23 protein-coding genes are annotated in these 25,171 nt (G+C 71.7%); 5 read left to right on the top strand and 18 right to left on the bottom strand.

What is annotated here, in order from left to right:
- Positions 1-70: 70 nt before the first annotated feature.
- A complete protein-coding gene (locus FB563_RS37200) occupies positions 71-1,237 on the bottom strand; it encodes an MBL fold metallo-hydrolase (RefSeq protein ID WP_055709931.1) in 1,167 nt (388 codons plus the stop codon).
- 429 nt (positions 1,238-1,666) lie between these two features.
- On the opposite strand from FB563_RS37200, the gene FB563_RS37205 reads away from it, so the two are divergent.
- Positions 1,667-2,851, top strand: coding sequence for a Glu/Leu/Phe/Val dehydrogenase dimerization domain-containing protein (locus tag FB563_RS37205; protein WP_055704426.1), 1,185 nt, complete (start codon positions 1,667-1,669; stop codon positions 2,849-2,851).
- Positions 2,852-2,918: 67 nt separating this feature from the next.
- Positions 2,919-3,533 carry a TetR/AcrR family transcriptional regulator gene (locus FB563_RS37210; protein WP_107100520.1) on the top strand — a complete coding sequence of 205 codons (615 nt, stop codon included), beginning with the start codon at positions 2,919-2,921 and terminating at the stop codon, positions 3,531-3,533.
- 269 nt (positions 3,534-3,802) lie between these two features.
- On the opposite strand, the gene FB563_RS37215 is transcribed toward FB563_RS37210, so the two are convergent.
- Positions 3,803-4,588 carry an SGNH/GDSL hydrolase family protein gene (locus FB563_RS37215; protein ID WP_055704424.1) on the bottom strand — a complete coding sequence of 262 codons (786 nt, stop codon included), beginning with the start codon at positions 4,586-4,588 and terminating at the stop codon, positions 3,803-3,805.
- Between the two features lie 210 nt (positions 4,589-4,798).
- On the bottom strand, positions 4,799-6,871 hold the full coding sequence (locus tag FB563_RS37220) for an alpha-galactosidase (RefSeq protein ID WP_055704423.1): 2,073 nt from the start codon (positions 6,869-6,871) through the stop codon (positions 4,799-4,801).
- Positions 6,872-7,043: 172 nt separating this feature from the next.
- Between FB563_RS37220 and FB563_RS37225 the strand changes: the two genes are divergently transcribed.
- Complete coding sequence (locus FB563_RS37225) at positions 7,044-7,841, top strand: tyrosine-protein phosphatase (protein WP_055704422.1); 798 nt, start codon at positions 7,044-7,046, stop codon at positions 7,839-7,841.
- A gap of 49 nt (positions 7,842-7,890) precedes the next feature.
- On the opposite strand, the gene FB563_RS37230 is transcribed toward FB563_RS37225, so the two are convergent.
- On the bottom strand, positions 7,891-8,010 hold the full coding sequence (locus FB563_RS37230) for a DUF6126 family protein (protein ID WP_055704421.1): 120 nt from the start codon (positions 8,008-8,010) through the stop codon (positions 7,891-7,893).
- Complete coding sequence (locus tag FB563_RS37235) at positions 8,007-8,630, bottom strand: helix-turn-helix domain-containing protein (RefSeq protein ID WP_055704420.1); 624 nt, start codon at positions 8,628-8,630, stop codon at positions 8,007-8,009. The genes FB563_RS37230 and FB563_RS37235 overlap by 4 nt, the downstream gene beginning before the upstream one ends.
- 494 nt (positions 8,631-9,124) lie before the next feature.
- Between FB563_RS37235 and FB563_RS44625 the strand changes: the two genes are divergently transcribed.
- Together FB563_RS44625 and FB563_RS44630 are read left to right on the top strand one after the other, a co-directional pair.
- Positions 9,125-9,391, top strand: coding sequence for a hypothetical protein (locus tag FB563_RS44625; protein WP_234357591.1), 267 nt, complete (start codon positions 9,125-9,127; stop codon positions 9,389-9,391).
- 269 nt (positions 9,392-9,660) lie between these two features.
- The gene (locus tag FB563_RS44630; protein WP_234357590.1) at positions 9,661-10,248 is read left to right on the top strand and encodes an alpha/beta hydrolase; all 588 of its coding nucleotides are present in this window, start codon (positions 9,661-9,663) and stop codon (positions 10,246-10,248) included.
- Positions 10,249-10,259: 11 nt separating this feature from the next.
- Here FB563_RS44630 and FB563_RS37245 read toward each other — a convergent pair whose 3' ends face one another.
- From FB563_RS37245 to FB563_RS37300, 13 genes are all read right to left on the bottom strand, one after another.
- Complete coding sequence (locus FB563_RS37245) at positions 10,260-11,645, bottom strand: aspartate aminotransferase family protein (RefSeq protein WP_055704417.1); 1,386 nt, start codon at positions 11,643-11,645, stop codon at positions 10,260-10,262.
- On the bottom strand, positions 11,642-13,540 hold the full coding sequence (dxs, locus tag FB563_RS37250) for a 1-deoxy-D-xylulose-5-phosphate synthase (protein WP_055704416.1): 1,899 nt from the start codon (positions 13,538-13,540) through the stop codon (positions 11,642-11,644). Before dxs ends, FB563_RS37245 begins: the two co-directional genes overlap by 4 nt.
- A gap of 39 nt (positions 13,541-13,579) precedes the next feature.
- The gene (ispG, locus tag FB563_RS37255; protein ID WP_055704415.1) at positions 13,580-14,707 is read right to left on the bottom strand and encodes a flavodoxin-dependent (E)-4-hydroxy-3-methylbut-2-enyl-diphosphate synthase; all 1,128 of its coding nucleotides are present in this window, start codon (positions 14,705-14,707) and stop codon (positions 13,580-13,582) included.
- 4 nt (positions 14,708-14,711) lie between these two features.
- Positions 14,712-15,737, bottom strand: coding sequence for an adenosyl-hopene transferase HpnH (gene hpnH / locus FB563_RS37260; protein WP_055704414.1), 1,026 nt, complete (start codon positions 15,735-15,737; stop codon positions 14,712-14,714).
- A gap of 5 nt (positions 15,738-15,742) precedes the next feature.
- Positions 15,743-16,384: a phosphorylase family protein gene (locus FB563_RS37265; RefSeq protein ID WP_055704413.1), complete on the bottom strand. Its 642-nt coding sequence runs from the start codon at positions 16,382-16,384 to the stop codon at positions 15,743-15,745.
- Between the two features lie 2 nt (positions 16,385-16,386).
- Positions 16,387-18,414, bottom strand: coding sequence for a squalene--hopene cyclase (gene shc, locus FB563_RS37270; protein ID WP_055704412.1), 2,028 nt, complete (start codon positions 18,412-18,414; stop codon positions 16,387-16,389).
- Between the two features lie 121 nt (positions 18,415-18,535).
- On the bottom strand, positions 18,536-19,675 hold the full coding sequence (locus FB563_RS37275) for a polyprenyl synthetase family protein (protein WP_079048553.1): 1,140 nt from the start codon (positions 19,673-19,675) through the stop codon (positions 18,536-18,538).
- Entirely contained in the window at positions 19,672-21,105 is a 1,434-nt protein-coding gene (gene hpnE, locus FB563_RS37280; protein ID WP_055704410.1) for a hydroxysqualene dehydroxylase HpnE, read from the bottom strand. Before hpnE ends, FB563_RS37275 begins: the two co-directional genes overlap by 4 nt.
- Positions 21,102-21,230: a DUF6380 family protein gene (locus FB563_RS45670; RefSeq protein WP_411573166.1), complete on the bottom strand. Its 129-nt coding sequence runs from the start codon at positions 21,228-21,230 to the stop codon at positions 21,102-21,104. Before FB563_RS45670 ends, hpnE begins: the two co-directional genes overlap by 4 nt.
- Positions 21,230-22,192: a presqualene diphosphate synthase HpnD gene (gene hpnD / locus FB563_RS37285; RefSeq protein WP_055704409.1), complete on the bottom strand. Its 963-nt coding sequence runs from the start codon at positions 22,190-22,192 to the stop codon at positions 21,230-21,232. The genes FB563_RS45670 and hpnD overlap by 1 nt, the downstream gene beginning before the upstream one ends.
- The gene (gene hpnC / locus FB563_RS37290; RefSeq protein WP_055704408.1) at positions 22,189-23,085 is read right to left on the bottom strand and encodes a squalene synthase HpnC; all 897 of its coding nucleotides are present in this window, start codon (positions 23,083-23,085) and stop codon (positions 22,189-22,191) included. The genes hpnD and hpnC overlap by 4 nt, the downstream gene beginning before the upstream one ends.
- Positions 23,086-23,445: 360 nt before the next feature.
- Positions 23,446-24,243, bottom strand: a complete 798-nt coding sequence (locus tag FB563_RS37295; RefSeq protein WP_055704407.1) for an ABC transporter ATP-binding protein — start codon at positions 24,241-24,243, stop codon at positions 23,446-23,448.
- On the bottom strand, positions 24,236-25,165 hold the full coding sequence (locus FB563_RS37300; RefSeq protein ID WP_055704406.1) for an ABC transporter permease: 930 nt from the start codon (positions 25,163-25,165) through the stop codon (positions 24,236-24,238). Before FB563_RS37300 ends, FB563_RS37295 begins: the two co-directional genes overlap by 8 nt.
- Between the last annotated feature and the right edge of the window lie 6 nt (positions 25,166-25,171).

Genomic DNA, 25,171 nt, shown 5'->3' on the forward strand with positions numbered 1-25,171 from the left:
CCGCTCGACTCCGCCACTCGTCACTTGATGTGACGGAGCGCGAAGCCTTGGCCCTGACTGCCGCGCGGACTCAGGCCCTCTTCGGCGGCTCCGCCACGAACGCGCCCACCGAGCGCCAGGTGCGCCGCACCTCCCCCGCCACGCCGCGCCACCACGCCTCCGCCGGGAGCTTGCCCTCCGGTTCGAAGGGCTCGCCCGGGCGGGGCAGGGCGACCGCCTGCCCGGCCTCCTCGGCCACCTCCTTCGTCCACTCGCCGGGCTCGGCCCAGGGGTGCGGGGCGAGGTTGAAGGTGCCCCAGTGGATCGGCAGCAGCGCGCCGTGCGGTGCGCCGCCCTGCAGGTCGAGGTGGGCACGCAGGCCCTCCTCGGGGGTCATGTGGATGTCCGGCCAGAACTCGCTGTACGCGCCGATCTGGATCATGGTGGCGTCGAACGGGCCGTGGTCCGCTCCGATGTCCGCGAAGCCGTCGAAATACCCGGTGTCACCGCTGTGGTAGATCCGGTGCTCCTCGCCGGCGACGGCCCAGGACGCCCAGAGGGTGTGCTGGGTGTTGCGCAGGGCGCGGCCGCAGAAGTGGCGGGCGGGTGTCGCCGTGAGGGTGAGACCGCCGACCCGGGTCGACTCGTGCCAGTCCAGCTCGCGCAGCCGGTCCGGGGAGACGCCCCAGTGCTCGAGGTGGGCGCCGACGCCGAGCGGCACGGCGAACAGGGTGTCCGTGCCGGCCAGCGCCTTGACGGTGGGCAGGTCCAGGTGGTCGTAGTGGTCGTGCGAGATGACGACCACGTCGACCTCGCCCAGCGCGGCCAGCGGCAGCGGCACGGGGTGCAGCCGCTTGGGACCGGCGAAGGGGAACGGGGAACAGCGCTCGCCCCAGACGGGGTCGAACAGGACCCGGTGGCCGTCGATCTCCGCGAGGACGCTGGAGTGGCCCATCCAGGTCAGCCGCAGTCCCGTGGCGGGCGGCTTGGCCAGGTCGGCGAAGGTGGTGGGGTGCACCGGGACGGTGCCCTTCGGTGCGCGCAGGGGCCGGGTCTCCTTGTCCAGGAACACCTTCGCGAGGTCCAGCGTGGAGCCGGACGGCCGGGTGCGCGCCGCCCCTCCCGGGTTCTGGAAGACGCCGTCCTTGAAGTGGGGGGAGCGACGGATGCGTGCCAGGCGCTCACCGCCCGGTTCCGCGCCGAAGGCCGCGGGCCGCAGCGCGCGGAGGCCGGAGCTCGAGGAACGCGGTCCGGTCACGGTACCTCCCGGTGGAGTGGGTGAGGCTCCCCATTATGGTCGGCCCCTCCGACAGCCCGGACCCGCCGGGGGCACCACCGCACTCCCGGCGAACGCTACTGAACCTCCGTTCAGCACGTTGACAGGGCACCGGCCGGCTCCGGATACTGACCAGCGATTCAGTAGAGCGTTCGGGCGGACTCCGCCCGGCGCCCTTCGGTCCGACCACCGTCCGCGGCCGCCCCGGCGGCACCATGTCCCACCTCGTGTCCGGCCTCCCCACCGGCCTGTCCCGCCCCGCCCCGAGCAGCGCCGTCGGCCTCGCCCGTTCCTCCACCCGGGAGGAGATACGGCCACGCGCGCGTACGATCCGGCCGCGCCGGCGGGCGCCGTGACCCAGCCCCTCGGCCGGCCCGGCCCCACCCTGATCACCGTCCCCGAGGAGACCCCATGACCGCCCCCGCTCCCCTGATGTCGCTCGTCTGGACCGACCATGCCACCGGCCGCCAGGGGTTCTTGGTGGTGGACCGGCTGGTGCGCGGCGTGGCCAGCGGCGGGCTGCGGATGCGCCCCGGCTGCACGCTCGAGGAGGTGGCGGGGCTCGCCCGCGGCATGACGATGAAGGAGGCCCTGCACTACGACCCCGAGGCCCGCTACGTCCCCCTCGGCGGGGCCAAGGGCGGCATCGACTGCGATCCCCAGGACCCAGGGGCGTACGGGCTGCTGGTGCGCTATCTGCGCGCCATGCGGCCGTACATCGAGGGTTTCTGGGCCACCGGCGAGGACCTCGGCCTCACCCAGGACCTGGTCGACCGCGCGGCGGCCGAGGCGGGGCTGGTCTCCTCCGTCCAGGCGGTGTACCCGCTGCTGGACGACGAGGCGGCGGCCCGAAGACGGCTCGCGGACGCCTTCGCGGTCGAGGTGGACGGCATCGGCCTGGGCGAGCTGGCCGGCGGCTGCGGGGTCGCCGAGTCGGTGCTTGCGGCGCTGGACCGGGCGGCCGTGCCGTACCGGGGCACGCGCGTGGCGGTGCAGGGGTTCGGCACGATGGGCGGGGCCACCGCGCGGTTCCTCGCGCGCGCGGGACTGCGGGTCGTGGCCGTTGCCGACATCAAGGGCACGATCGCCAATCCCGCGGGTCTGGACGTCGAGGCCCTGCTGGCCGCACGGGACGGTTACGGCACCGTCGACCGCCGGGTGCTGCGCGGGGGCGACCGCGAACTGCCCGGCGACGCCTGGCTGTCCGCCGATGCCGAGGTGCTCGTGCCGGCGGCCGTGTCGTACGCGATCGACACCGCCGACCAGGGCCGGATCCGCGCCCGCTGGATCGTGGAGGCCGCCAACATGCCCGTACTGCCGGAGGCGGAGGAGCTGCTGGCCGCGCGCGGGGTCACCGTGCTGCCGGACGTGGTGGTCAACTCCGGTACGAACGCCTGGTGGTGGTGGACCCTGTTCGGCGACATCGGCGCCGACGCCGACGCGGCCCTCGCGTACATCCGGCGCCGGATGCGCGCCCTGATCGACCTGATGCTCGCGCGCGCGGACGCCGACGGTACGACGCCGCGCGCGGCCGCCCATGCCCTGGTCACCGACCGGCTGCCACTGATCGCGGACCGCTTCGGGTGGTACCGGTGACGGGCTCCGGCGGGCCTTGAATCGGGCCCCTTCGGCGGTGCCCCTGACAACGGATTAGGGTGACCGCGTGGCGAGAGTGCGGTTGAGCGTGGCCGAGCGGCGGGAAGAGCTGCTGCGGGCCGCCATCGGGCAGATCGAGGCGCGGGGCGTGGCGGCGGTCAGGATCGCCGACGTGGCGGCGGCGCTCGGGGTGAGCAACGCGCTGGTGCTGTACCACTTCTCGACGAAGGAGAAGCTGGTCGCCGCCGCGTTCACCTACGCGGCCGAGGACGATCTCGCGCATCTGCGCAAGCTGCTGGGCCGGCGCACCTCCGCGCTGCGCCGGTTGCGGGCCGCGGTGCGCTGGTACGCGCCGACCGGGCAGGCCAAGGGCTGGCGGCTGTGGATCGAGGGCTGGGCGGTGGCCCTGCGCGAACCGGCTCTGCGCGAGGTCACCCGCGACCTGGACAGGCAGTGGAAGGCGGCGATCACCGAGGTCATCGCCGAGGGCGTGGCGGCGGGGGAGTTCTCCTGCGCCGACCCGGCCGGCGCCGCGCTGCGACTGACGGCGCTGCTGGACGGGCTCGCCGTGCAGCTGACGTCGTACCCGGGAGCGGTGCCACGGACGCGCGCCCAGGAGTGGGTCGACGACGCGCTCGCCCGGGAGCTGGGCCTGGACCGGGAGGCATTGGCCGAACGCTAGGCCCTGTCGTCGAACTCCCTCCCCCCGAGCACGCACCTGCTGCGTACACCCGCCTCCCCCACGCACGAACAGAGCTCGGGAGCTTGACGACAGGACCCGGGCCGCACCGTCGGGCAGGGCGCCGGCGGCGGGGTGGTCACGGGCGCGTCCGGACGTCTCCGCGCCACACGCTTCCCCAGCGGTCCGGCACCACCTCGCCGCAGGGCACGAGCCGCGCGCGACCGTGCCCCGCACCGCGGGCCACCCGGCGCGGGGCACGTCGGTGCGGGTCAGGCCACCGAGGCGATGCGCATCTTGATGTCGTCGGGCGACAGGGTGCCCTTCGCCGTCACATGGTCGCCGGAGGACTCGCCGCGCAGTCGGCGGCCGATCCACGGGACCAGGTACTCGCGGGCCCAGTGGACGTCGTCGCGGCGGATCTCCAGGGTGCCCCGGGGCGGCTGCGGCGGCCACGGCTGCTCGGGGTCGGCCGGGACCTCCAGACCGAGGACCTGACCGGCGCGCAGGGCCACGCGCGTGTGCCCCTCGGGCGAGAGGTGCAGCCGGTCGCTGTCCCAGGCCCTGCGGTCCTGCACGGACTTCAGGGACCACAGGTCGAGCACGGGGCAGCCGTACCGGTCCGCGATGGCGCGGACGTGCCCGTTGTACGTGGCGATCTTGCCGCGCAGATGCTTGAGCACGGGGACGCCACGGGTGTCGAAGCCGGTGGTCACCATGACCGTGCCGGCTGCCTCGGCCAGCCGGACCACGGCCCGCTCGAAGCGCTCGGCCACCTCGTCCGGGTCGGTGCCGGGCCGGATGATGTCGTTGCCGCCGGCGCAGAAGGAGACCAGGTCCGGGGCCAGTTCGACGGCCTTGGGGAGCTGGTCCTGCACGATCTGGTCGAGCAGCTTCCCGCGGACCGCGAGATTGGTGTACTTGAAGTCGCCCTCGGGCCGCCGGTCGGCGAGCAGTACCGCGAACCGGTCGGCCCAGCCGACGAACGCCCCGTCGGGCCCCGGGTCGCCGACGCCCTCGGTGAAGCTGTCCCCCACCGCCACGTACGACCCGATCACTGATGTGTTGTCACTCTTCGAATCGTCTGCCACGTCGGACCATGATTCACCTTCGGATGTGACCTACGCGACCGTAAGGAAGGGTTGACGAACGGTGAGATGTGACACTCTTAAATAATTTGCCAATCCAGGAATAGGCCTGGTGGGGGGCGGGTTGAGTGTGTGGCTTCCGCAGCGAGTGGGACGAGGGCGCCCGTTCGGGCAGAGATCTCAGATGCGGCGCAGCCGGAGAACCGTCGCGTCCAGGTCACCCTTGAGCCCCGTGCGCAGCCCGTGGTGCAGCAGGACGGCACCTCGGTGCACTTCACCCGTGTCACGGCATTCGTACGACGCCGTCGGGTCGAGCCCACGCAGGCGCAGCGCCGGCACCGGCTCGCCGTAGCTCTGCGCCTGGAGCCAGGCGAGGACCACCGTCTCCTCCCCGCGGACGTACTGCACGGCGCTCAGCCCGCCGCCCGGGGGCCGCAGCCGGTGCAGCTCGCCGTGCTGGACGACCGGGCGGATCTCCTTGTAGAGCTCCACCCACCGGCGGGCCTCGGACAGCTCCTCGTCGGTCCACTCGGTGAGGTCGCCGCCGACGCCGAGCACGCCCGCCATGGCGCTGACGAACCGGAAGCGCAGCGAGCTGACCCGGCCGTTGAGCTGGGTGTTCGGGCTGTCGGTGACCCAGGCGGCCATGACCCGGGCGGGGTGGATCTGGCTGAAGCCGTGCTGGATGGCGAGCCGGTCGAGCGGGTCGGTGTTGTCGGAGGTCCACACCTGGTCGGTGCGGCTCATGACGCCGAGGTCGATCCGGCCGCCGCCGCCCGAGCAGGACTCGAAGGCGACCTGCGGGTGGGCCGCGCGCAGCCGGTCCAGCAGGGCGTAGAAGGCCCGGACGTGGTCCACCCACAGGCGCTGCGGGTACGGCTCGCCGGGCCAGCCCGCGTCGGTGAAGCAGCGGTTGAAGTCCCACTTCACATAGTCGATCGGCGCGCTGGAGAGCAGCGCGTCCAGCTGCTCCCAGAGGTACTCCTGGACGTCCACGCGGGCGAGGTTGAGGACGAGCTGGTTGCGCAGTTCCGTCCGCTTGCGCCCCGTCTGGTACTGCGCCCAGTCGGGGTGGGCGCGGTACAGGTCGCTGTCCGGGTTGACCATCTCGGGCTCGACCCAGATGCCGAACTGCATGCCGAGGGCGTGCACCTGGTCGGCCAGTGGCTTCAGGCCGTGCGGGAAGCGGTCGGGGTTGGGCGTCCAGTCGCCGAGGCCGGCGCGGTCGCTGGTGCGGGCGCCGAACCAGCCGTCGTCCACGACGAAGAGCTCCACGCCGATCCCGGCGGCCCGGCGAGCGAGCGCGAGCTGCTGCTCCTCGGAGATGTCGAAGTTCGTCGCCTCCCAGGAGTTGAAGAGCACCGGCCGGTTCCGCTCGGCGTCCGGGATGACGTACGCACGCTGGTAGGCGTGCCAGCTGCGGCTCGCGCCGCCGAATCCGCCGTCGCTCCACAGCCCGGCGAAGACGGGAGTGGTGTACGACTCCCCCGGCTCCAGGCGCAGCAGCCCCGAGTCGTCGTGGCCGGCGCCGCCGGTGATCTGCACGCGCGCGTCCGGGAGTTGGGCGACCGCGATGCGCCAGGAGCCGGACCAGCCGAGCGCGCAGCCGTAGACCTCGCCGCGCTCCTCGGTGGCGTCGGTGTCGAGCGCCACCCAGGGCAGGTGCTGGTGGCCGGTGTGGCCGCGGCGGCTGCCGATGACCTTCTCGCCGTAGGTGAGCGGGGCGGTGGTGAGCAGGGACTCGGCGGCCCAGCGGCCGTGCAGCTGGGACAGCCGCCAGCCGTCGCGGTCGGGCAGCGTCCAGGTGGCCGCGTCGGCGCGCAGCAGCTCCACGCGCGCGTGTGTGCCGTTCGCCACGGTGACCCAGCGCTCGACGACGTCATCGCGCATCCGGTAGTGCAGGGTGATGGCGAGGCCGTCGTCGTCGAAGCGCAGCCGCAGCTCCTCGCCCTCGGTCTCGTACGACACGAAACGCCACTCGGTGCCGCGGCGCTCGTCGGTGCGCACGGACAGTGCGGGACGCACGAAGCGGGGGCCGCCCTCGACCGGGTACTCCTCGCGGCCGTCGAGCGGGGACTCGAAGGGCCAGTAGCCGGGCAGCGGGTCCTTGGCCAGGGCCTCCGCGTCCGGCAGGGCGATGCGTGGCCCCCAGTGCAGGTGGAGCAGCTCGTCCGCGTCGGTGAGATGCAGGGCGTAGCCACTGGTGGGCCCCGACAGGAGCCAGGTACGACCGTCTTCGGCGATGTCCACCACGAAATACCTCACAGGCGCCAACAGATCCGCTCAAGTACAAACATCATCAGGTGCATGGGCCCTGGTGACAATGCCTGTGGACAACTCCTTGCCCGAGGAAACCGATGTCGTATGGTCGACGGAGTGCCCGCCGACGAGCCGCGACGGCGGGGCCCGACCGGGAGGAGCCCCCGTGACGCAGCAGGTCCCGTCGACCGAGCCGGAGCTGGCCGGAGTGCGCAATTTCCGTGACGTGGGCGGGCTGCCCACCACGGACGGACGGCGGGTGCGGTGCGGCGTGCTGTTCCGCAGCGGGCACCTGGCGCACGCGACCGAGGAGGACGCGGCGTTCCTCGCCTCCCTGGGCCTGCACACGATCTTCGACTTCCGCAACGCGGCCGACCAGAAGCTGGAGGGCCCGGACGTCCAGCTGCCCGGCGTGCGCAATGTGAACCTGCCGCTGAGCGACCCGGCGGACGGCGCCGAGTTCTGGAAGATGGTCCGCGACGGCGACCTCGACCAGCTGCGCGCGATCCTCGACGACGGCAAGGGCGCGGCCCGGATGATCGCGTCGTACCGGACGATCGTCAGGGACCGCACCGCCGAGCACGCCCGGGTTCTGCACGCCCTCGCCGAGGACAGCGTGCCCGCCCTGATGCACTGCGCGGCGGGCAAGGACCGCGCGGGCATCTCCATGGCCGTGACGCTCCTCGCGCTCGGTGTGGAGCGGGAGGCGATCCTCGCGGACTACCTGGAGTCCAACGCCAAGCACCGGCGCTACAAGGTCCGCCGCAACGGCAGCGCGGACACCGCGTACACCCCGGAGATCATGGAGCTGCTCAGCCCGCTCTTCGACGCCCGCGCCGAGTACCTCCGGGCGGCGTTCGAGACCATCGAGGAGACCTGGGGCGGAGTGGACACCTACCTGGAGCGGGGCCTCGGCCTGACCCCGGCGTCCCGTGCCGTGCTGCGCGAGCGTCTGCTGGACTGACCGCGGGCGACGGCGGCCGGGGCCCGCTCGTGCCCCGGGTCCGGGCGTGTCATTTCGCGCCGATCGCGAACAGCAGGTAGAGGAAGCCGGCCAGGACATGGCCGAGGGCGATGTAGATGATCAGGCGGATCCACAGCGAGCGGGGGAACTTGGTCTCGAAGTCGCTCATGGCAGCTCTCCGGTCAGCGGCCCCAGGCACAGCGTGGCCGTGGGGCTCTGCAGCAGGGTGTGGACGAACAGCAGCTCGACTCCGCCGTGGTCCTCGGCGGCGAGGCGGTGCGGGGTGAGCGAGTCGAAGTGCGCGCTGTCGCCGGGCGCGAGCAGGTGCGCGGTGTCACCTAGGCGCAGCCGCAGCCGGCCCCGGAGGACGTAGAGCCACTCCTCGCCGGGGTGGACGCGCACGATGTCGCCCTGCGAGCCGTACGGCACGCGCACGCGCAGGGCCTGCATGCCGCGGCCCGGCGCCCCGGCCTGGAAGTACGTCCATCCGCCCGCCCGGGTCGGCTCCATGTCCCCGGCCCGCACGATCGCGTCCCGGTCGGCGACCGTCTCGCCGAGCAGTTCGGACACGGTCGTACCGTAGATACGGGCGAGGGCCAGCAGCATCGGCAGCGACGGCTGCCGGTGTCCGGTCTCCAGCCGGGACAGATGGGCCGGTGAGAGTCCGGCGGCGCGGGCCGCGGCCTCCAGGGTGAGGCCGGCGCGCCGACGCAGCGCCCGCAGCTGCGGTGCGACCGCGGGCAGTTCGTCGCCCGGGCCCGCCGGCGGCCCGGCATCTGAGGCGTTCATGCCTCCATTCAGCCCCAGCTTTGCCTGTGGGGCAATTTTCTTGCCTCTGAGGCAAAGTGGCGGGCATCGCCGCCCCGTGGCCGGCCCCACCGCGCTCGGGACGGGCAGCCCCCTGACGCCGCTGCGGACGATCCTGCTCCGTATGCGCGTGTTCACCGGTCCCGTTATGGTCCAAAGGTGCGATCCGCCCAGATCACCGGTGCGGCGGCGGCCACTGCCGGTCTGCTCTTCCTCGCGGCGGGCGGTACGGCTCTGGGCAGTGTGACGTCAGCCGATGTCCGGGCCGCCGCCAGTTCCCGGCCGGTGACCGTGTCCCGGTTCGTGTCCGGCCCCTGCCCCAGGACGCCCGAGCCGAGCGCCGCGCTGCGCTCCGCACGCTGCGGTGTCCTGGAGGTCCCGGAGAACCGCGCCCGCCCTGGCCGGCGCCCGTACGGCTGGCGGTGGCGGTCATTCCGGCCACGTCGGACAGGCCCGCCGCGGACCGCGTGGTGTTCATGTCCGGCGGTTCCGGTGGCGACGCGTTCGACGACATCCCCTTTCTCGTCGACGCCGGCCTGAACCGGGACCGGGGGCCGATCGTCATGGCCCAGCGCGGGAATCTGCACGCCCAGCCGCATCTCGCCTGCCCGGAGCTGGACCGGTTCTCCGCGGCGGCCGTGGGGCTCCGGTACGACGCCCCCTCGACGCGGCGGCTCCTGCTGACCGCGGTGAAGGAGTGCCGCGACCGTCTGACGGCCGACGGGATCGATCGCAGCGCGTAGCACCCCGAGGGAGTCCGGTCGGTCGGCATCGACGGCATCCTGCCGCCGTCGAGGGCGGGCTCGGCCCTGACCTGGGGCAGCGCCCGGCAGGGCTTCGACGGTCTGTTCCGGGCCTGCGCCGCGCAGCCCGCGTGCGAGCACCGCTATCCGCGCCTGCCGGCCACCTTCGACCGCCTCGTCCATGAGCTCGAGGCCCGTCCGGTCACCACGACCGTCGAGGTGCCCGGCCGCCCGGCGCGGTGAAGGTCGTCCTGGACGGTGGGGCGCTGGTGAACTGGCTGACCCCCGCCACCCATGTGGCGGCCGGGGTGCCGCGCTCGCTCGACGAGCCGGCGCACGGCAGGCCGCAGCGGATCGCCGGGCAGTGGGCGGGCGGCAGGCTCAGCCCCCAGGCCGTCGGACGGGTGCCCCACGGGCTCGCGTACGGCGTCTTCTGCGGCGAATGGGTGCCGTACGAGACCCGGGCCGAGGCGATCCGGGGCGGCCGGGCCGCGTTCCCCTCGTTCCCCGCCTCGGTGCTGGCCCAGGCCCCGCAACTCACCTTCCTCCGCCCGGACTGCGCCGTCTGGAACGTCCCCGCGGCGCCGCGCTCGGTCCGGGACGTCACGCGCAGCGACATCCCCGTCCTGGCCCTCTCCGGCGGCTTCGACTCCCAGACGGGCGCCGGCAACGGGCCGTACGTCGCCCGGACGCTGAGCCGGGCCACCGTCGTCATGGTCCCGTACACCGCCCATGTGACGTTCGCCGCGTCGCCGTGCGCGCAGGCGATCACCCGCTCCTTCTTCGACCATCCGGCCGCGCCGGACACCGGATGCGTCAAGGACGTCAAGCCGCCGCGGTACGAGGTCGGGCCGTAAGCGCTGTCGTGTCAGCGGTTGGCCACCGCCTGTTTGATCAGGGTCTTGCCGAAGTCCCACATCAGGCCGCCGCCGCTGTGTGCGTCGTCCATGACGGCCGTGAACGCGTCCACGAACCGCTCCACGTCCGCCTCGTCGAGGACCAGCGGCGGGATCAGCTTGATCACCTCCAGGTGGTCGCCGGAGACCTGGGTGAGGATCCGGTGCCGCTGCAGCAGCGGTACGACCACCATCTGGGCGAACAGTCCCTTGCGGGCGGCCTGGAGCATGGCCCAGCGGCTGCGCAGCTTCAGCGAGGAGGGCCGGCCGAACTCGATGCCGATCATCAGGCCCCGGCCGCGGACATCGGCGAGCAGCTCGTACTTTCCGGTCAGCGCGGTCAGCCGGGACTTCAGCAGCTCGCCGGTCCGGCGCACGCCCGCGACGATCTGCTCGTTCTCCATGACCGCCAGCACGGCGAGGCCGCACGCCATCGCCTGGGCGTTGGACCCGAAACTCGCCGAGTGGACCAGGACCCGGTCCATGGACGAGTAGACCTTCTTGAAGATCCAGTCCTTGCCGAGGGTGGCCCCGACCGGGACGTATCCGCCGGACAGCGCCTTGGCCACGCACACCAGGTCCGGTTCGACGCCTTCCTCGTGCTGGTAGGCGTAGAAGTCGCCGGTGCGGCCGAGGCCCGTCTGCACCTCGTCGGCGATCAGCAGCGCCTTGTGCTTGCGCAGCAGTTCCTGGGCGGCGCGCAGGTAGCCGGGCGGGGCCTCGTGCACCCCCTTGCCCTGGATCGGCTCCACGATCAGCGCGGCCACGTCGCCCTTCAGCAACTCCCGTGCCAGGGCGTCGAGATCACCGAGGGGCACGGCGGTGTCGGGCAGCAGCGGGGCGAAGCCGTCCCGGAAGCCGCTCTCGCCGTTGACCGACAGGGAGCCGGTGGTCAGGCCGTGGAAGGCGTGTTCGCAGTACAGGACGCGGGGCTTGCCGGTGGCGTAGCGGGCGAACTTCAGCGCCGTCTCGACGGCCTCCGTGCCGCTGTTGCCGAAGAACACCCGGTCCAGGTGCGGGCTGTGGGTGAGGAGCCGTTCGGCGAGCAGGCCGGGCAGCGGCTGGCAGTCGAAGCGGGTGAGGTCGGCGAGGTCCAGGTCGAGCACGTCGTGCAGCGCCTTGCGGACGACCGGGTGGTGGCGGCCGAGGCCCATCACCCCGAAGCCGGCGAGCATGTCCAGGTAGTCGTTGCCGTCGGCGTCGAAGAAGTGGGCGCCCTCGGCCCGCTCGTAGACCTTGTCGAAGCCGATGGTGTGCAGCATGCGCGGGAGCTGCGGATTGAGGTACCTGGTGTGCAGCTCGTAGCGTTCCGCTCCGCGCTCGGCGAGCAGGGCTCCGAGGTCGAACTCCGTCCTCATTCATTCTCCTTGGCTGTGCCGCCCGCGTCCCTGACGGCCAGGCTCGCACTGATCCGCCCGGCGATCTCGACGGGCGTGAGACCGATGTCGGCCAGCACCTCACCGCGCTTGGCGTGCGCGAGGAACTGCTCCGGGATGCCGAACCGCCGTACCGGCACGTCCACGTCGGCGTCGCCGAGGGCCAGCGCCACGGCAGAACCGACGCCGGCCGAACGGCTGTTGTCCTCCACCACGGCCACCAGCCGGTGCTCGGCGGCGAGGCCCGGCAGCGAGGGGTCGACGGGCTTGACCCAACGGGGGTCCACCACCGTGCAGTTGATGCCGCGTGCCTGGAGCAGGTCGGCGGCCTGCAGGCACACCGGGGCCATGACGCCTACGGCGACCAGCAGCACCTCGGGGCGTTCGGCGCGGTGCAGGACGTCCATGCCGCCGACCCGGTCGACCGCGGGGATGTCCGGGCCGACGGACTCCTTCGGGAAGCGGACCAGGGTGGGCGCGTCGTCCACGGCGACGGCCTCGCGCAGCTGGGCGCGCAGCTGGCCGGCGTCGCGCGGGGCGGCGATCCTGAGACCGGGGACGACCTGGAGGACCGACATGTCCCACATGCCGTTGTGGGAGGCCCCGTCGACGCCGGTGACGCCGGCCCGGTCCAGGACGAAGGTGACCCCGCAGCGGTGCAGGGCGACGTCCATGAGCAGCTGGTCGAAGGCGCGGTTGAGGAAGGTGGCGTAGACGGCGACGACCGGGTGCAGCCCGCCGGTGGCGAGGCCGGCGGCGGAGACGGCCGCGTGCTGCTCGGCGATGCCCACGTCCCACACGCGGTCGGGGAAGCGCTCGGCGAACTTGCCGAGGCCCACCGGGTGCAGCATGGCCGCCGTGATCGCCACGACGTCATCGCGCTCCTCGCCGATCCGCACGATCTCGTCACCGAACACCGAGGTCCAGGAGGGGCCGCCCGAGGGCGCGAGCGGCTCGCAGGTCAGCGGGTCCATCACGCCGACCGTGTGGAAGTGGTCCTCCTCGTGGGCGAGGGCGGGCTCGTAGCCACGGCCCTTGACGGTGAGGCAGTGGACCAGGACCGGGCCGTGGAAGCGTTTCGCCCGGCGCAGCGCCGACTCGACGGCCTTGACGTCGTGGCCGTCGATCGGGCCGACGTACTTCAGGCCCAGGTCCTCGAACATGCCCTGCGGGGCGAAGGCGTCCTTGAAGCCCTTCTTCGCGCCGTGCAGGGACTCGTAGATGGTGTTCCCGACGATCGGGGTGCGCAGCAGTACGTCCTTGCCCCAGGCGAGGACCTTCTCGTAGCTGTCGGTGGTGCGCAGGGTGGCCAGGTGGTTGGCGAGGCCGCCGATGGTCGGGGCGTAGGAGCGTTCGTTGTCGTTGACGACGATGATCAGCGGGCGGTCCTTGGCGGCCGCGATGTTGTTCAGCGCCTCCCAGGCCATGCCGCCGGTCAGCGCGCCGTCGCCGATGACGGCGACCACATGGCCCTTCTCCCCCTGCACCTGGTTGGCCTTGGCGAGGCCGTCGGCCCAGCCGAGCGCGGTGGAGGCGTGGCTGTTCTCGATGACGTCGTGCTCGGACTCCTCGCGCGAGGGGTAGCCGGACAGGCCGCCCTTGCCGCGCAGCTTGGAGAAGTCCTGCCGACCTGTCAGCAGTTTGTGGACGTAGGACTGGTGACCGGTGTCCCACAGGATGCGGTCGACCGGCGACTCGAAGACCCGGTGCAGCGCGATGGTCAGTTCCACCACCCCCAGATTGGGCCCGAGGTGACCGCCGGTCCTCGATACCGCCTGCACCAGGAACTCGCGTATTTCGTCGGACAGTTCGCCGAGTTCCGCCTCGGACAGCGCCTTCAGGTCGCGTGGTGTCCGGATGGTCTCCAGAATGGTCACGCTGGGCCCCCTCTCGGTCCGTGCCGTGCTGTGCTCAACTCATTCGTCTGCGGGGCTCGTCCGCTCGGCGAGCTTCATGGCCTCCTCGATGAGGGTCTCCACGATCTTCGACTCGGGGACGGTCTTGATGACCTCGCCCTTGACGAAGATCTGCCCCTTTCCGTTGCCCGAGGCAACTCCGAGGTCGGCCTCACGGGCCTCGCCGGGACCGTTCACCACACACCCCATCACCGCGACCCTGAGCGGCACTTCCATGCCGTCCAGGCCCGCCGTGACCTCCTCCGCGAGCTTGTACACGTCCACCTGGGCGCGGCCGCAGGACGGACAGGAGACGATCTCCAGGCGCCGCTGCCGCAGGCCCAGCGACTGGAGGATCTGGATGCCGACCTTGACCTCCTCGGCGGGCGGGGCGGAGAGGGACACGCGGATGGTGTCGCCGATGCCCTGCGAGAGCAGCGCGCCGAAGGCCACCGCCGACTTGATCGTGCCCTGGAACGCCGGGCCGGCCTCGGTGACCCCCAGGTGCAGCGGGTAGTCGCAAGCCTCGGCGAGCTGCCGGTAGGCCTCGATCATCACGACCGGGTCGTTGTGCTTGACGGAGATCTTGATGTCCCGGAAGTCGTGCTCCTCGAAGAGCGACGCCTCCCACAGCGCGCTCTCGACCAGTGCCTCCGGAGTGGCCCTGCCGTACTTCTGCAGCAGCCGCCGGTCCAGCGAACCGGCGTTGACGCCGATCCGGATCGGCGTGCCGTGGTCCTTGGCGGCGCGCGCGATCTGCTTCACCTGGTCGTCGAACTTCTTGATGTTGCCGGGATTCACCCGGACCGCCGCACAGCCGGCCTCGATGGCCGCGAAGACGTACTTCGGCTGGAAGTGGATGTCCGCGATCACCGGGATCTGTGACTTGCGGGCGATGGTGGCGAGGGCGTCCGCGTCGTCCTGCGTGGGGCAGGCGACGCGGACGATCTGGCAGCCGGACGCGGTGAGTTCCGCGATCTGCTGCAGGGTGGCGCCGATGTCCGACGTACGGGTCGTCGTCATCGACTGCACCGACACCGGGGCTCCGCCCCCGACCGCCACCGGCCCGACGTGGATCTGCCGCGACTGCCGCCGCGGTGCGACCGGCCGGGCCGGTACCTCGGGAACGCCCAAGGGGACGGCGGTCATCGCGTCAGCCCTGCTTTCCGCTCGTCATCGTCTCGCGCGCGGCGCGCAGGGACTCCTTCAGGGAGCCCATCGTGGCGAGTACGGCGGTCGGCTCGTAGCCGCAGTGCGCCATGCAGTTGGCGCAGCGCGGGTCCTTGCCGCGGCCGTACTTGTCCCAGTCGGTCTCCTCGACGAGTTCGCGGTACGTGGACACGTATCCGTCGCTCATCAGATAGCAGGGGCGCTGCCAGCCGAAGAGGGAGTAGCTCGGGATCGCCCAGGCCGTGCAGGGGAAGTCGACCTTGCCCTCGAGGAAGTCGAGGAAGAGCGGGCTCTGGTTGAGCCGCCACTTCTTGCGGTTGCCGCCCGCGAAGGCCTTCTTGAACAGCTCGCGGGTCTGCTGCACACCGAGGAAGTGCTCCTGGTCGGGGGCCTTCTCGTAGGCGTAGGCGGGCGAGAGCATCATCTCGTCCACCTTCAGGTCGTCGTTGAGGTAGTTCAGCACCTCGATGACGGTCTGCGGGGTGTCGGTGTTGAAGAAGGTGGAATTGGTGGTCACCCGGAAGCCGCGCCGCTTGGCCTCCTTGATGGCCTCCACCGCCTCGTCGAAGGTGCCCTCCTTCGCCACCGAGGCGTCGTGCCGCTCGCGCAGCCCGTCGATGTGCACGGCCCACGCGAAGTACGGCGAGGGCTTGAACTTGTCCATCTTCTTGCGCATGAGAAGGGCGTTCGTGCACAGGAACACGAACTTCTTCCTTGCCACCAACTGGCGTACGATCTCGTCGATCTGAGGGTGCATCAGTGGCTCACCGCCGGCGATGGACACCATCGGCGCACCGGACTCCAGCACCGCGCCCACGGCCTGGGCGACGGGCATGCGCTGCTTGAGGACGCCCGCCGGATGCTGGATCTTGCCGCAGCCCTCGCACTTGAGGTTGCACGCGAACAGCGGTTCCAACTCGACCAGAAGGGCGAACTTGTCCCTCTTCCTGAGCTTCTGTTCGAGCAGGTATGTAGCGACCTTGACGGTCTGACGCAACGGCATGGCCATCTGGCTCACCTCCGGGGGAGCAGCAAAGAACGGTGCCATTCGAAAAATGCGGGAAGAACGGAACGAAGAACACGGAAGGCCGATATTCCACCGCGTACCGTGCCGATCCGGACGAGTTCATGTTCGGGAGCGTCCACGACCACCCGTACGGCCGCGACCGGGCGCTCACGGCCGCGCACGGCCGTGAGGAGCGTGGCCGCCGACTCCATGTCGACCGCGATCGCGCCGGTCGCGAGCAGGTCGGACCGCTCGTGGCCGCGCACGACATGGTCGGAGCCGGTGAGCGGGCCGGTGTGGACCGTGCGTCCGGGCAGGATGCGCACGAGTTCCTTGACGAGCAGTTCGGTGCCCACGCAGGCGACGGCGCCGCGCGGGTCACGGGTCTCCTCGGCGACGACCAGGTCGCCGGGGTGCATGCCGGGAGCGAGCCCGGCGCAGAATCCGGTGGCCAGTACGGCCGCGTCGGCCAGCGGCGGTTCCGCGAGCTGCCGGGTGAGGGAGCGTTCCGCCGCACGGGGGCCCATGCCCGTACGGAGGAAGCTGACCGGCCCGTCCGCCCCGCCCCTGTCCCCGGTGCGCAGGGCGAGGTGCTCGATGCCGAGCGCGCAGGCGATCAGCAGCGGGGGCGGGGCGGGCTGGGTGGTCAAGGTCAGCTCCCCTTCACCTCGGGCAGCGGTTTCCGGGCGAGGAGGCCGCGCTCGAAGGGGTCGCCGTGCAGGTACCGGCCGAGCGCGGTGAGCGGGAAGACCTGCCGGTACAGGTGGTAGTTGATGGAGAAGTCCCAGGGGAAGCCGGTGCCGGTGAAGTACGGCTCGTCCCAGGTGCCGTCCTCCCGCTGGGTGTCCGCCAGCCACTGGATGCCGCGCTCGACGGCCTTGGAGTCCTTCTCCCCCGCGGCGAGCAGCGCCATCAGTGCCCACGCGGTCTGGGAGGCCGTGGAGGCGCCGCGGCCGCTCCACTCCTTCACGTACTTGTAGGAGCGCAGGTCCTCGCCCCAGCCGCCGTCGTCGTTCTGCACGCTCTCCAGCCAGGCCACGGCGCGCCGGATCGCCGGGTGCGAGGCGGGCAGCCCGGCCGCGGTCAGCGCGGGCACCACCGAGCCCGTGCCGTAGACGTAGTTGACGCCCCAGCGGCCGAACCACGAGCCGTCCGGCTCCTGTTCGGCGAGCAGCCAGTCGATGCCGCGCCGGGTGCGCGGGTCGTGGGCGAGCCCCTCGGCGGCGAGCATCTCCACGACGTGCGCGGTGACGTCGGCCGACGGCGGGTCGATGACCTCGCCGAAGTCGCAGAAGGGCAGCCGGTTCGGGAACGGGCTGGTGTTGTCGGCGTCGAAGGCGCCCCACGCGCCGTTCTTCGACTGCATCCCGAGGTTCCAGCGCACCGCGCGCCCGATCGCCCGGTCCACGCGCTCGGGGTCGTGGTGCCGGACCCGGCGCAGGGCGAGGGAGACCTCGGCGGTGTCGTCGATGTCGGGGTAGTTGTCGTTGTGGAACTCGAACGCCCAGCCGCCCGGCGGAAGTTGGGGACGCCGTACGGCCCAGTCGCCGGGCCGGACGATCTCCTCGCCCAGCATCCAGTCGGCCGCCTTGACCAGCTGCGGATGGTCGGCGGGCAGTCCCGCGTCGACGAGCGCGATGGTCGCGAGGCAGGTGTCCCACACGGGGGACTGGCAGGCCTCGATCATCCGGGCGCCGTCCTCGCGCCAGACGGCGAAACGGTCCAGCGAGGCGAGTCCCTCGCGGATCACCGGATGCTGGAGGTCGTAGCCCAGCAGATGCAGGGCGATGACCGAGTACACGGCCGGGGGCTGGATGCCGCCCCAGCAGCCGTCGTTCTCCTGCCGCTCGATGATCCAGCGGGCCGCGGAGTTCATCGCGGCCCTGCGGAGTCTGCGCACGGCGACCCTGCGGTAGCCGCGGACCACCTTGTCGAGCCGCTGGAAGAGCCCGTCCCAGCTGGCCACCGGGGCGAGCGGCTGCGGCGGGTTGGGGTTCGCCGGGTCGGTGTGCAGCTCGTCCAGCGCGAACGGGGCCGGGCGCACGGGGCGCTTGGCCGAGACGATGGTCAGCGGCACGATCGTCTGCCGGGCCCAGCAGCCGAAGTCGTAGATGTTGAGCGGGAACCAGGTGGGGAAGTAGATCAGCTCGGGAGGCAGTTCCGGCAGGTCCTCCCACTTCCACCAGCCGAACAGGGCGAGCCAGATCCGGGTGAACACCCGGGAGGCGGCGATACCGCCGCGCTCGCGGATCCAGGCGGAGGCCTTCGCCATGTGCGCCTCGTCGGGCGCGTCGCCGGCCAGGCGCAGGGCGACGTAGGCCTCGACGGTGGTGGACAGTTCACCGGGCCCGCCGTAGAAGGTGGCCCAGGTGCCGTCCTCGCGCTGCTCGCCGCGGATGAACTTCGCGGCTGCCTGGGTGGTCCGCTCGTCGCGGATCCCGAGGAACTGGCGGAGCAGCAGGTCCTCGGCGTCCATGGTGACGTTGGTCTCCAGGTCGCCCTTCCACCAGCCCTGGGCGTCCTGCCGCGCGAGCAGGAAGTCGGTGGCGCGCCGGGCGGCGCGTGCGGCGGCTTCTTGTACCCCGGCCGCCTCGGGGGTGGTGATGGCGGTGGTTTCGCTGGCCGCGGCAGCGCGGGACGGCACAGTCGCCCCGGTGCTTCCGTCGGTCGTCGCTGTCATGGCTTCCCCTTCGTGCAGTCGTGCGAGTCGTGCTGCTGTGGGTCCGCCGTCGGCCGGTGTCCTCGAGTCGATCCTCGGACACCGGCCGGCGACTACGCGAGGCGTGTTCGGCCGATAGTGATCATCTCTTTCGTACGACGACGAAGTCGGCGAGCGCCGTGAAGGCCTCGCGCACCCGGCCGGGCATGTCGACGGCGTCGAGGGCCTCGATGGCGATGGTGTGCTGACGGCGCGCTTCCTCGGCCGTCCAGTCGCGGCCGCCGGCCTGCTCGATGAGGGCCGCGCGGGCCGCGAACTCCTCCTCCGAGAAGTTCTCGAAGTCGCTGCTCTTGGCGTCCGCGGCGAGGATCTCGCCGAGCTGCTCGGAGGCGGGGCCGCCGGCCGCGAGCGCGGCGACGACCGGCAGGGACTTCTTGCGCTGGCGCAGGTCGCTCCAGGTCTGCTTGCCGGTGGCCTCGGGGTCGCCCCAGATGCCGAGGAGGTCGTCGACGGCCTGGAAGGCGAGGCCGAGGTGGTAGCCGTACCGTTCCAGCGCGTCGGCGGTGGCGTCGTCGGCGCCGCCGAGGACCGCGCCGATGGAGCTGGAGGCGGCGAGCAGCGCGCCGGTCTTGTTGCCCTCCATCTCCAGGCACTCCTCGACGGTGACCCGGTCGCGGTGCTCGTAGGAGATGTCCTGCGCCTGGCCGTCGATCAGGGCGCGGGTGGCGGTGGTGAGCCGGCGGGTGGCGCGGCCCGCCTCCACGGTCCCGAGCTCCAGCAGGATCTCGTTGGCGAGGGCGAACAGGGCGTCACCGACCAGGATCGCCTGGGCGGGGCCGTGCACCTTCCAGACGGTGTCGCGGTGCCGGCGCTGCTCGTCACCGTCCATCAGGTCGTCGTGCAGCAGCGAGAAGTTGTGGACGAGTTCGACGGCGACGGCGCCGGGGATGCCCACCTCGGGCGCGGCGCCGGTGACCTCGGCGGAGAGCACGGCGAGCGCGGGACGCACGGCCTTGCCGCCGTCGCCGTCGGCCGGGTTGCCGGCGGCGTCGATCCAGCCGAAGTGGTACGCGGCGACGGTGTCCATGGGAGACGCCAGCCGGTCGACGGCCGCACGCAGGACCGGAGTGGCCAGGGTCCGGCCCCGCTCCAGCAGCGCGGTCACATCCACCGCGGCCCGTGGGGCGGGCGTCGAGGCCGGGGGCACAGTGGGCACAGTCTCTCCTCTTGTTGCGGTACCGGGGGTGCGGGGGCCTGCCGCGGGCTCCTGATCGGGCGTCACGCCGCCTCCTCGAACTCGAAGAGGTGGCGGGGGCGGGGCCGGCCCAGGGCGCTGAGGGCGGCATCGGCCGCGCTCACTCCACTGCGAACCGCACTCTCCATGGTTGCGGGCCACCCGGTGGCGGTCCACGCTCCGGCCAGGTACAGGCCGGGGGCCTTGGTGCGGGCGCCGGGCCGCAGCCGCCCGACGCCGGGGGCGGGGGCGAACGTGGCCGTGCGCTCCCGGGTCACGAAGAAGTCCTTCACCACGGCGCCGCGGGTACCCGGGATCAGCCATTCCAGCTCGGGGAGATAGCGCTCGCGCAGCTCGGCCACGGGCAGGTCGATCTCCCCCTGTGCGGCCGACTGGGACAGCGCCAGGTACTGACCCTCGGTCAGCCCGGACGCCTCCGTGCGGTCGAAGACCCACTGCACGGGGGTGCCGAGGGCCGCGAAGAAGGGGCGCGCGAGCACCTTGCGGTCGTAGACGACATGGACGTTGAGGATCGGCGCGGTGCCGATGTCCAGCAGCTGCTCGGGCGCGTCGAGGGCGCCGGGCGGCAGCAGGTCGTGGGCCTCGCGCTGGGGTACGGCGAGGACGACGGCGTCGGTTTCCAGGTTCTCGCCGGGAACCTGAACGCTCCACGTGCCGTTTTCGTTGGTAGAGACGGAGGTGACGCGTGTACGGACCTCGGTACGGACGCCCGCGGAGTCGAGCGCCTTGCGGGCCAGCCGGTCGTGCAGTTCGCCCAGCGGGACGTGGGCCCAGCCGATGTCGGCCGCGCCCGGGTCGGACAGCAGACCGGTCTTGAACACCATCGCGGCGAGCCCCAGCGAGGCGTCGCCCGCGACCGCGTTGAGGGTGGCGACCCCGACCAGGTCCCACAGGGCCTCGACGGCGCGCGCCGACTGGCCGTGCGCGGCCAGCCAGCTGCCGAAGTCCTGGGTGTCCAGGGCCGGATCGGCGAGGTCGAGCCCCTTCAGCGCGAGCGCGGCCCGCCCGACCGCGGCGCGCTCGGCGAGCGAGAGGTGCGGATAGGTGGCCAGGCTGCGCCCCAGGTGGAGGGGGACGGGCAGCGGGTCGCGCCGCAGCCGGCCGAGCCGCCTGCCCTCGGGCTTGGCGACGTCGACGACGGGCACGTCCAGGCGGTCCTGCAGCGGTGCCAGCGCCGCGCCCTGGATCCTCTCCAGGAACCAGCGGTAGGCGGTGCAGCAGCGCAGGTACACATGCTGGCCGTTGTCGACGGTCAGGTCGCCGCGCTGGAAGGAGAAGGCGAGACCACCCAGCCTGGGTCTGCCTTCGAGCAGGGTGACGCGGACGCCGGCGTCGGCGAGCGCGAGGGCCGCGGTGATCCCGGCGAGCCCACCGCCGACCACGACGGCACGGCGGCCTGCCGCGCCCTCTTCGCCCGCGGTGCCGTGCGCCCGTGCGGAGCGTGAGCCGTCGCTCATGGTGCGTCCTTCCCTACGTGCCGAGCGTGCAGGTTGAACGGTGCACGCTCCGCCGTCGCAGTCAGGGACGCCACGCCGCTGCCCAGGGTTGCCTGTCGCACGTCTCCTGGTTCGGTGAGATCCATCAGGGGCGCCTCCTGACGGAACGCGGGGAGACATGGCGGGTCACATGCCGGGCGTCCAGACCGGACAGACCGCGTACGGCGACGTAGGCCTTCTCGCGTCCGGGCAGCGAGACCCGGCCGCGCAGCACGGCCTCCGGGTCGCGCTCGATGCGGTCCAGCAGCCGCCGGTAGATGCCGGCCATGGCGGCCACGCAGGCGCCGCTGCGCCGGTCGAGCATGGGGAGCAGCCGGTAGCCCTCGGCGAAAAGGGCGCGGGCCCGTCGCACTTCGAAGTGCACGAGGCCCGCGAAGTCGGAACCCTCCGGTGGCGTCGGCCCGTCGAACCCGGCCGAGCAGCCGAACTTGGCGAGGTCGTCGGCGGGCAGATAGGTACGGCCGCCGGCCGCGTCCTCGCGGACGTCTCTGAGGATGTTGGTGAGCTGCAGGGCGAGGCCGAGCGTGTCCGCGTACTCGGACGCGCGCTCGGCGCCGCGCGCCCCCGGTTCTGTGCCGAACACGCCGAGCGAGAGGCGGCCGATGGCACCGGCGACACACCGGCAGTAGACCTTCAGGTCGTCCCAGGTCTCGTAGGTCTCGCCGCGCACGTCCATCTGGACGCCGTCGATCAGCTCGTCGAGGCCGCCGAGCGGGATCGGGAAGGCGCGCGCGGCATGGGCGAGGGCCACGGCGACCGGATCGGTGTCGTCCTCCTCGACCTGGTCCTCGCGGACCCGGGCGAGCAGCGCCCTGGTGTCCTCGAGCCGCTTCAGCTTGACCTCGTCGGCCAGGTCGCCGTCGCCGATGTCGTCCACGCGCCGGGAGAACGCGTACAGCGCCGACATGGCGCGGCGCTTGGGCGTGGGCAGCAAGCGGATGCCATAGGCGAAGTTGCGTGCCTGCTGCCCGGTGACGGTCTCGCAGTAGCTGTAGGCGGCGAGTACCGGTGCGGACACGTGCGACGGAGAATCCACGGTCCGGATCACCCCTCTCCTCGCAGGATCGCGCCCGCCTCACGCAGCAACTGGAGCTTGCGGGGCTTGGGCGGGCCGGGAAGGACGTCGTATTCAGCGGCGGCGATCGCCCGGATCGCCGCCCTTCCCCCCGCCACGAACCCCGCGAGCAGCAGCCTCAGCCTGCCGTGGACGCTACCCACCAGGGGGGCGCCTTCATTCAACAGATCGCGGGCGCGTTGTGCCTCGTATGCAACCAGGGCGCGCACCGATGCGCTCGCGATTTTTGCGCCAAGATCCGTTTCCTGGACGTGAAACCGCTTCATGTCCGTGGCCGGGAGGTAGATCCGGTCACGGCCGAGGTCCTCGGCGACGTCCTGGAGGTGCTCCACGATCTGCAGCGCGGTGCAGATCGCGTCGGAGAGCCGGATCCGCTCGGGGGTGGAGGTGCCGGTGACGGCGAGGACCAGGCGGCCGACGGGGTTGGCGGACAGTTCGCAGTAGGCGAGGAGGTCGTCGTAGGTCTCGTAGCGGGCGACGAGCTGGTCCTGGCGGTTGGCGGCGATCAGGCCGAGGAAGGGCTCGGGGGTGAGGGCACGACGGCGGACGGTGGGCTGCAGCCGGCGCAGCAGCGGATGGCGCGGGGTGCCGTCGAACACGCGGCGCAGGTCGGTCTCGAAGGCGTCGAGGAGGACCAGCCGGTCCTCGGCCTCGGCGGCCGACACGCCGAGGAGACGGGCGTCGGCGCCGCCGGGGGCGAGGTCGCCGTCGCCGATGTCGTCGACGAGGCGGGCGAAGCCGTACACGGCCATGAGGTCGTCGCGCCAGGCCCTGGGCAGGAAGAAGGGGGCCACGGGGAAGTTCTCGCTCGTGGCCTTGTCGAGGGTGGCGCGTTCCGGGTCCGACGCCGTCCCGGTGGCCGTCATCGGGCGCTGCCCGGCGCGGGGACGGCACATGCTGCGTTGAGCTGGGGAGTTTCCGTAGCCATTGCCGTCACATCTCCCGTTCTACACTGCCGACCCAATACACAGTATTTCGGACACGCCGCCCGGCAATCGGCGGCGTCGCCCTGGCGCGGGGTGTCGCGCATTATGGCCCCACTTGCCGCTTTCCGGCACCGGTACAGCTTACGTTGTACAACGCAGCGAGGTTCGTCGGGGTGTCCTGCACATCACAACAACACACCGATTGGCGTCAAGATTCCTCACTCCAAACGGAGTTGACGGTTCCTTTGCGGACGCCTGGCCCCGCCGGACGGCTTCCGGCGGGGCCCTGGCCGAAACGGGCTACTTGCCCGTGAACTTCTCGTACTCCTTCAAGACCTCTTCGGTCGGTCCGTCCATGCGCAGTTCACCGCGCTCCAGCCACAGGACGCGGTCGCAGGTGTCACGGATGGACTTGTTGTTGTGACTGACCAGGAACACCGTCCCGGCCTCCTTGCGCAGTTCCCGGATGCGTTCCTCGGAGCGCTTCTGGAACTTGCGGTCACCGGTGGCGAGCGCCTCGTCGATCATGAGGACGTCGTGGTCCTTGGCGGCTGCGATGGAGAAGCGCAGCCGGGCGGCCATGCCCGAGGAGTACGTGCGCATCGGCAGGGTGATGAAGTCGCCCTTCTCGTTGATCCCGGAGAAGTCGACGATCTCCTGGTAGCGCTCCTTGATCTGCTCCCGGGACATACCCATGGCGAGACCGCCCAGGATCACGTTCCGCTCACCGGTCAGGTCGTTCATCAGGGCCGCGTTGACGCCGAGCAGCGAGGGCTGGCCGTCGGTGTAGACCTTGCCCCGCTCCGCGGGCAGCAGGCCGGCGATGGCACGCAGCAGCGTGGACTTGCCCGAGCCGTTGGAGCCGATCAGCCCGATGGCCTCGCCGCGGTAGGCCACGAAGGACACACCGCGCACGGCGTGCACCTTGCGCACCCCGCGCGCCGCGTCGTCGGAGCCTCGCCTCAGCATCCGGCTGAGGGCGGCGGTCGCGCTGCCCTTGCCGGTCCTGGCGCCGTTGACGCGGTAGACGATGTGCAGGTCGTCGGCGATGACCGTGGGGCGGCGGTCCTCGCGGGCCCCGTCGTTCTGCTCAGCCACGGCCGTACCTCTCCTCCGCCTTCCAGAAGTACACGAACCCGCCGGCGAAGACGGCCACGGCCCAGAACAGCGCGATGGCCCACACGTGCGGCGGCAGGTTCGAGGCGCCGTAGCCGTCGATCAGTGCGTAGCGCATCAGGTCCATGTAGACCGCGGCCGGGTTGACCTGGAGCAGCCGGACCGCGATCTCCGAGCGGCCCTCCATCATCTTGTTGATGGAGAACATGACGCCCGAGGTGTACATCCAGGTGCGCAGGACGAACGGCATCAGCTGGGCGAGGTCGGGCGTCTTGGCACCCATGCGGGCCACGATCAGCGCGAGCCCGGTGTTGAACAGGAACTGCAGCAGCAGGACCGGCACGATCAGCAGCCAGCCGAGGCTCGGGTAGCTGCCGAAGCCCATCGCCACGACGAACATGACGATCATCGAGAACAACAGCTGCTGGAGCTGTTGCAGCGAGAAGGAGATGGGCAGCGAGGCGCGCGGGAAGTGCAGGGCGCGCACCAGGCCCAGGTTGCCGGAGATCGCCCGGACACCCGACATGACCGAGCTCTGCGTGAAGGTGAACACGAACACGCCCGTGACCAGGAACGGGATGTACACGTCCTGGGACAGGCCGCGGCTCGCGTGCAGGATCACGCCGAAGATGAAGTAGTACACCCCCGCGTTCAGCAGCGGCGTCGCCACCTGCCACAGCTGGCCCAGCTTGGCCTGGCTGTACTGCGCCGTCAGCTTCGCCTGGGAGAAGGCGAGGATGAAGTGGCGCCGGCCCCACAGCTGGCGGACGTAACTGGGCAGCGAGGGACGGGCGCCGCTCACGGCGAGCCCGTACTTGGCGGCGAGCTGCGCCGCCGTCAGCCCCTCGTCGACCGGCGGTATCGCGTTCACCGCGACACCGCCGTCATGGGTTGTGTGACTCACGAGTGG

Source organism: Streptomyces puniciscabiei (genome assembly GCF_006715785.1).
Classification (GTDB): domain Bacteria; phylum Actinomycetota; class Actinomycetes; order Streptomycetales; family Streptomycetaceae; genus Streptomyces; species Streptomyces puniciscabiei.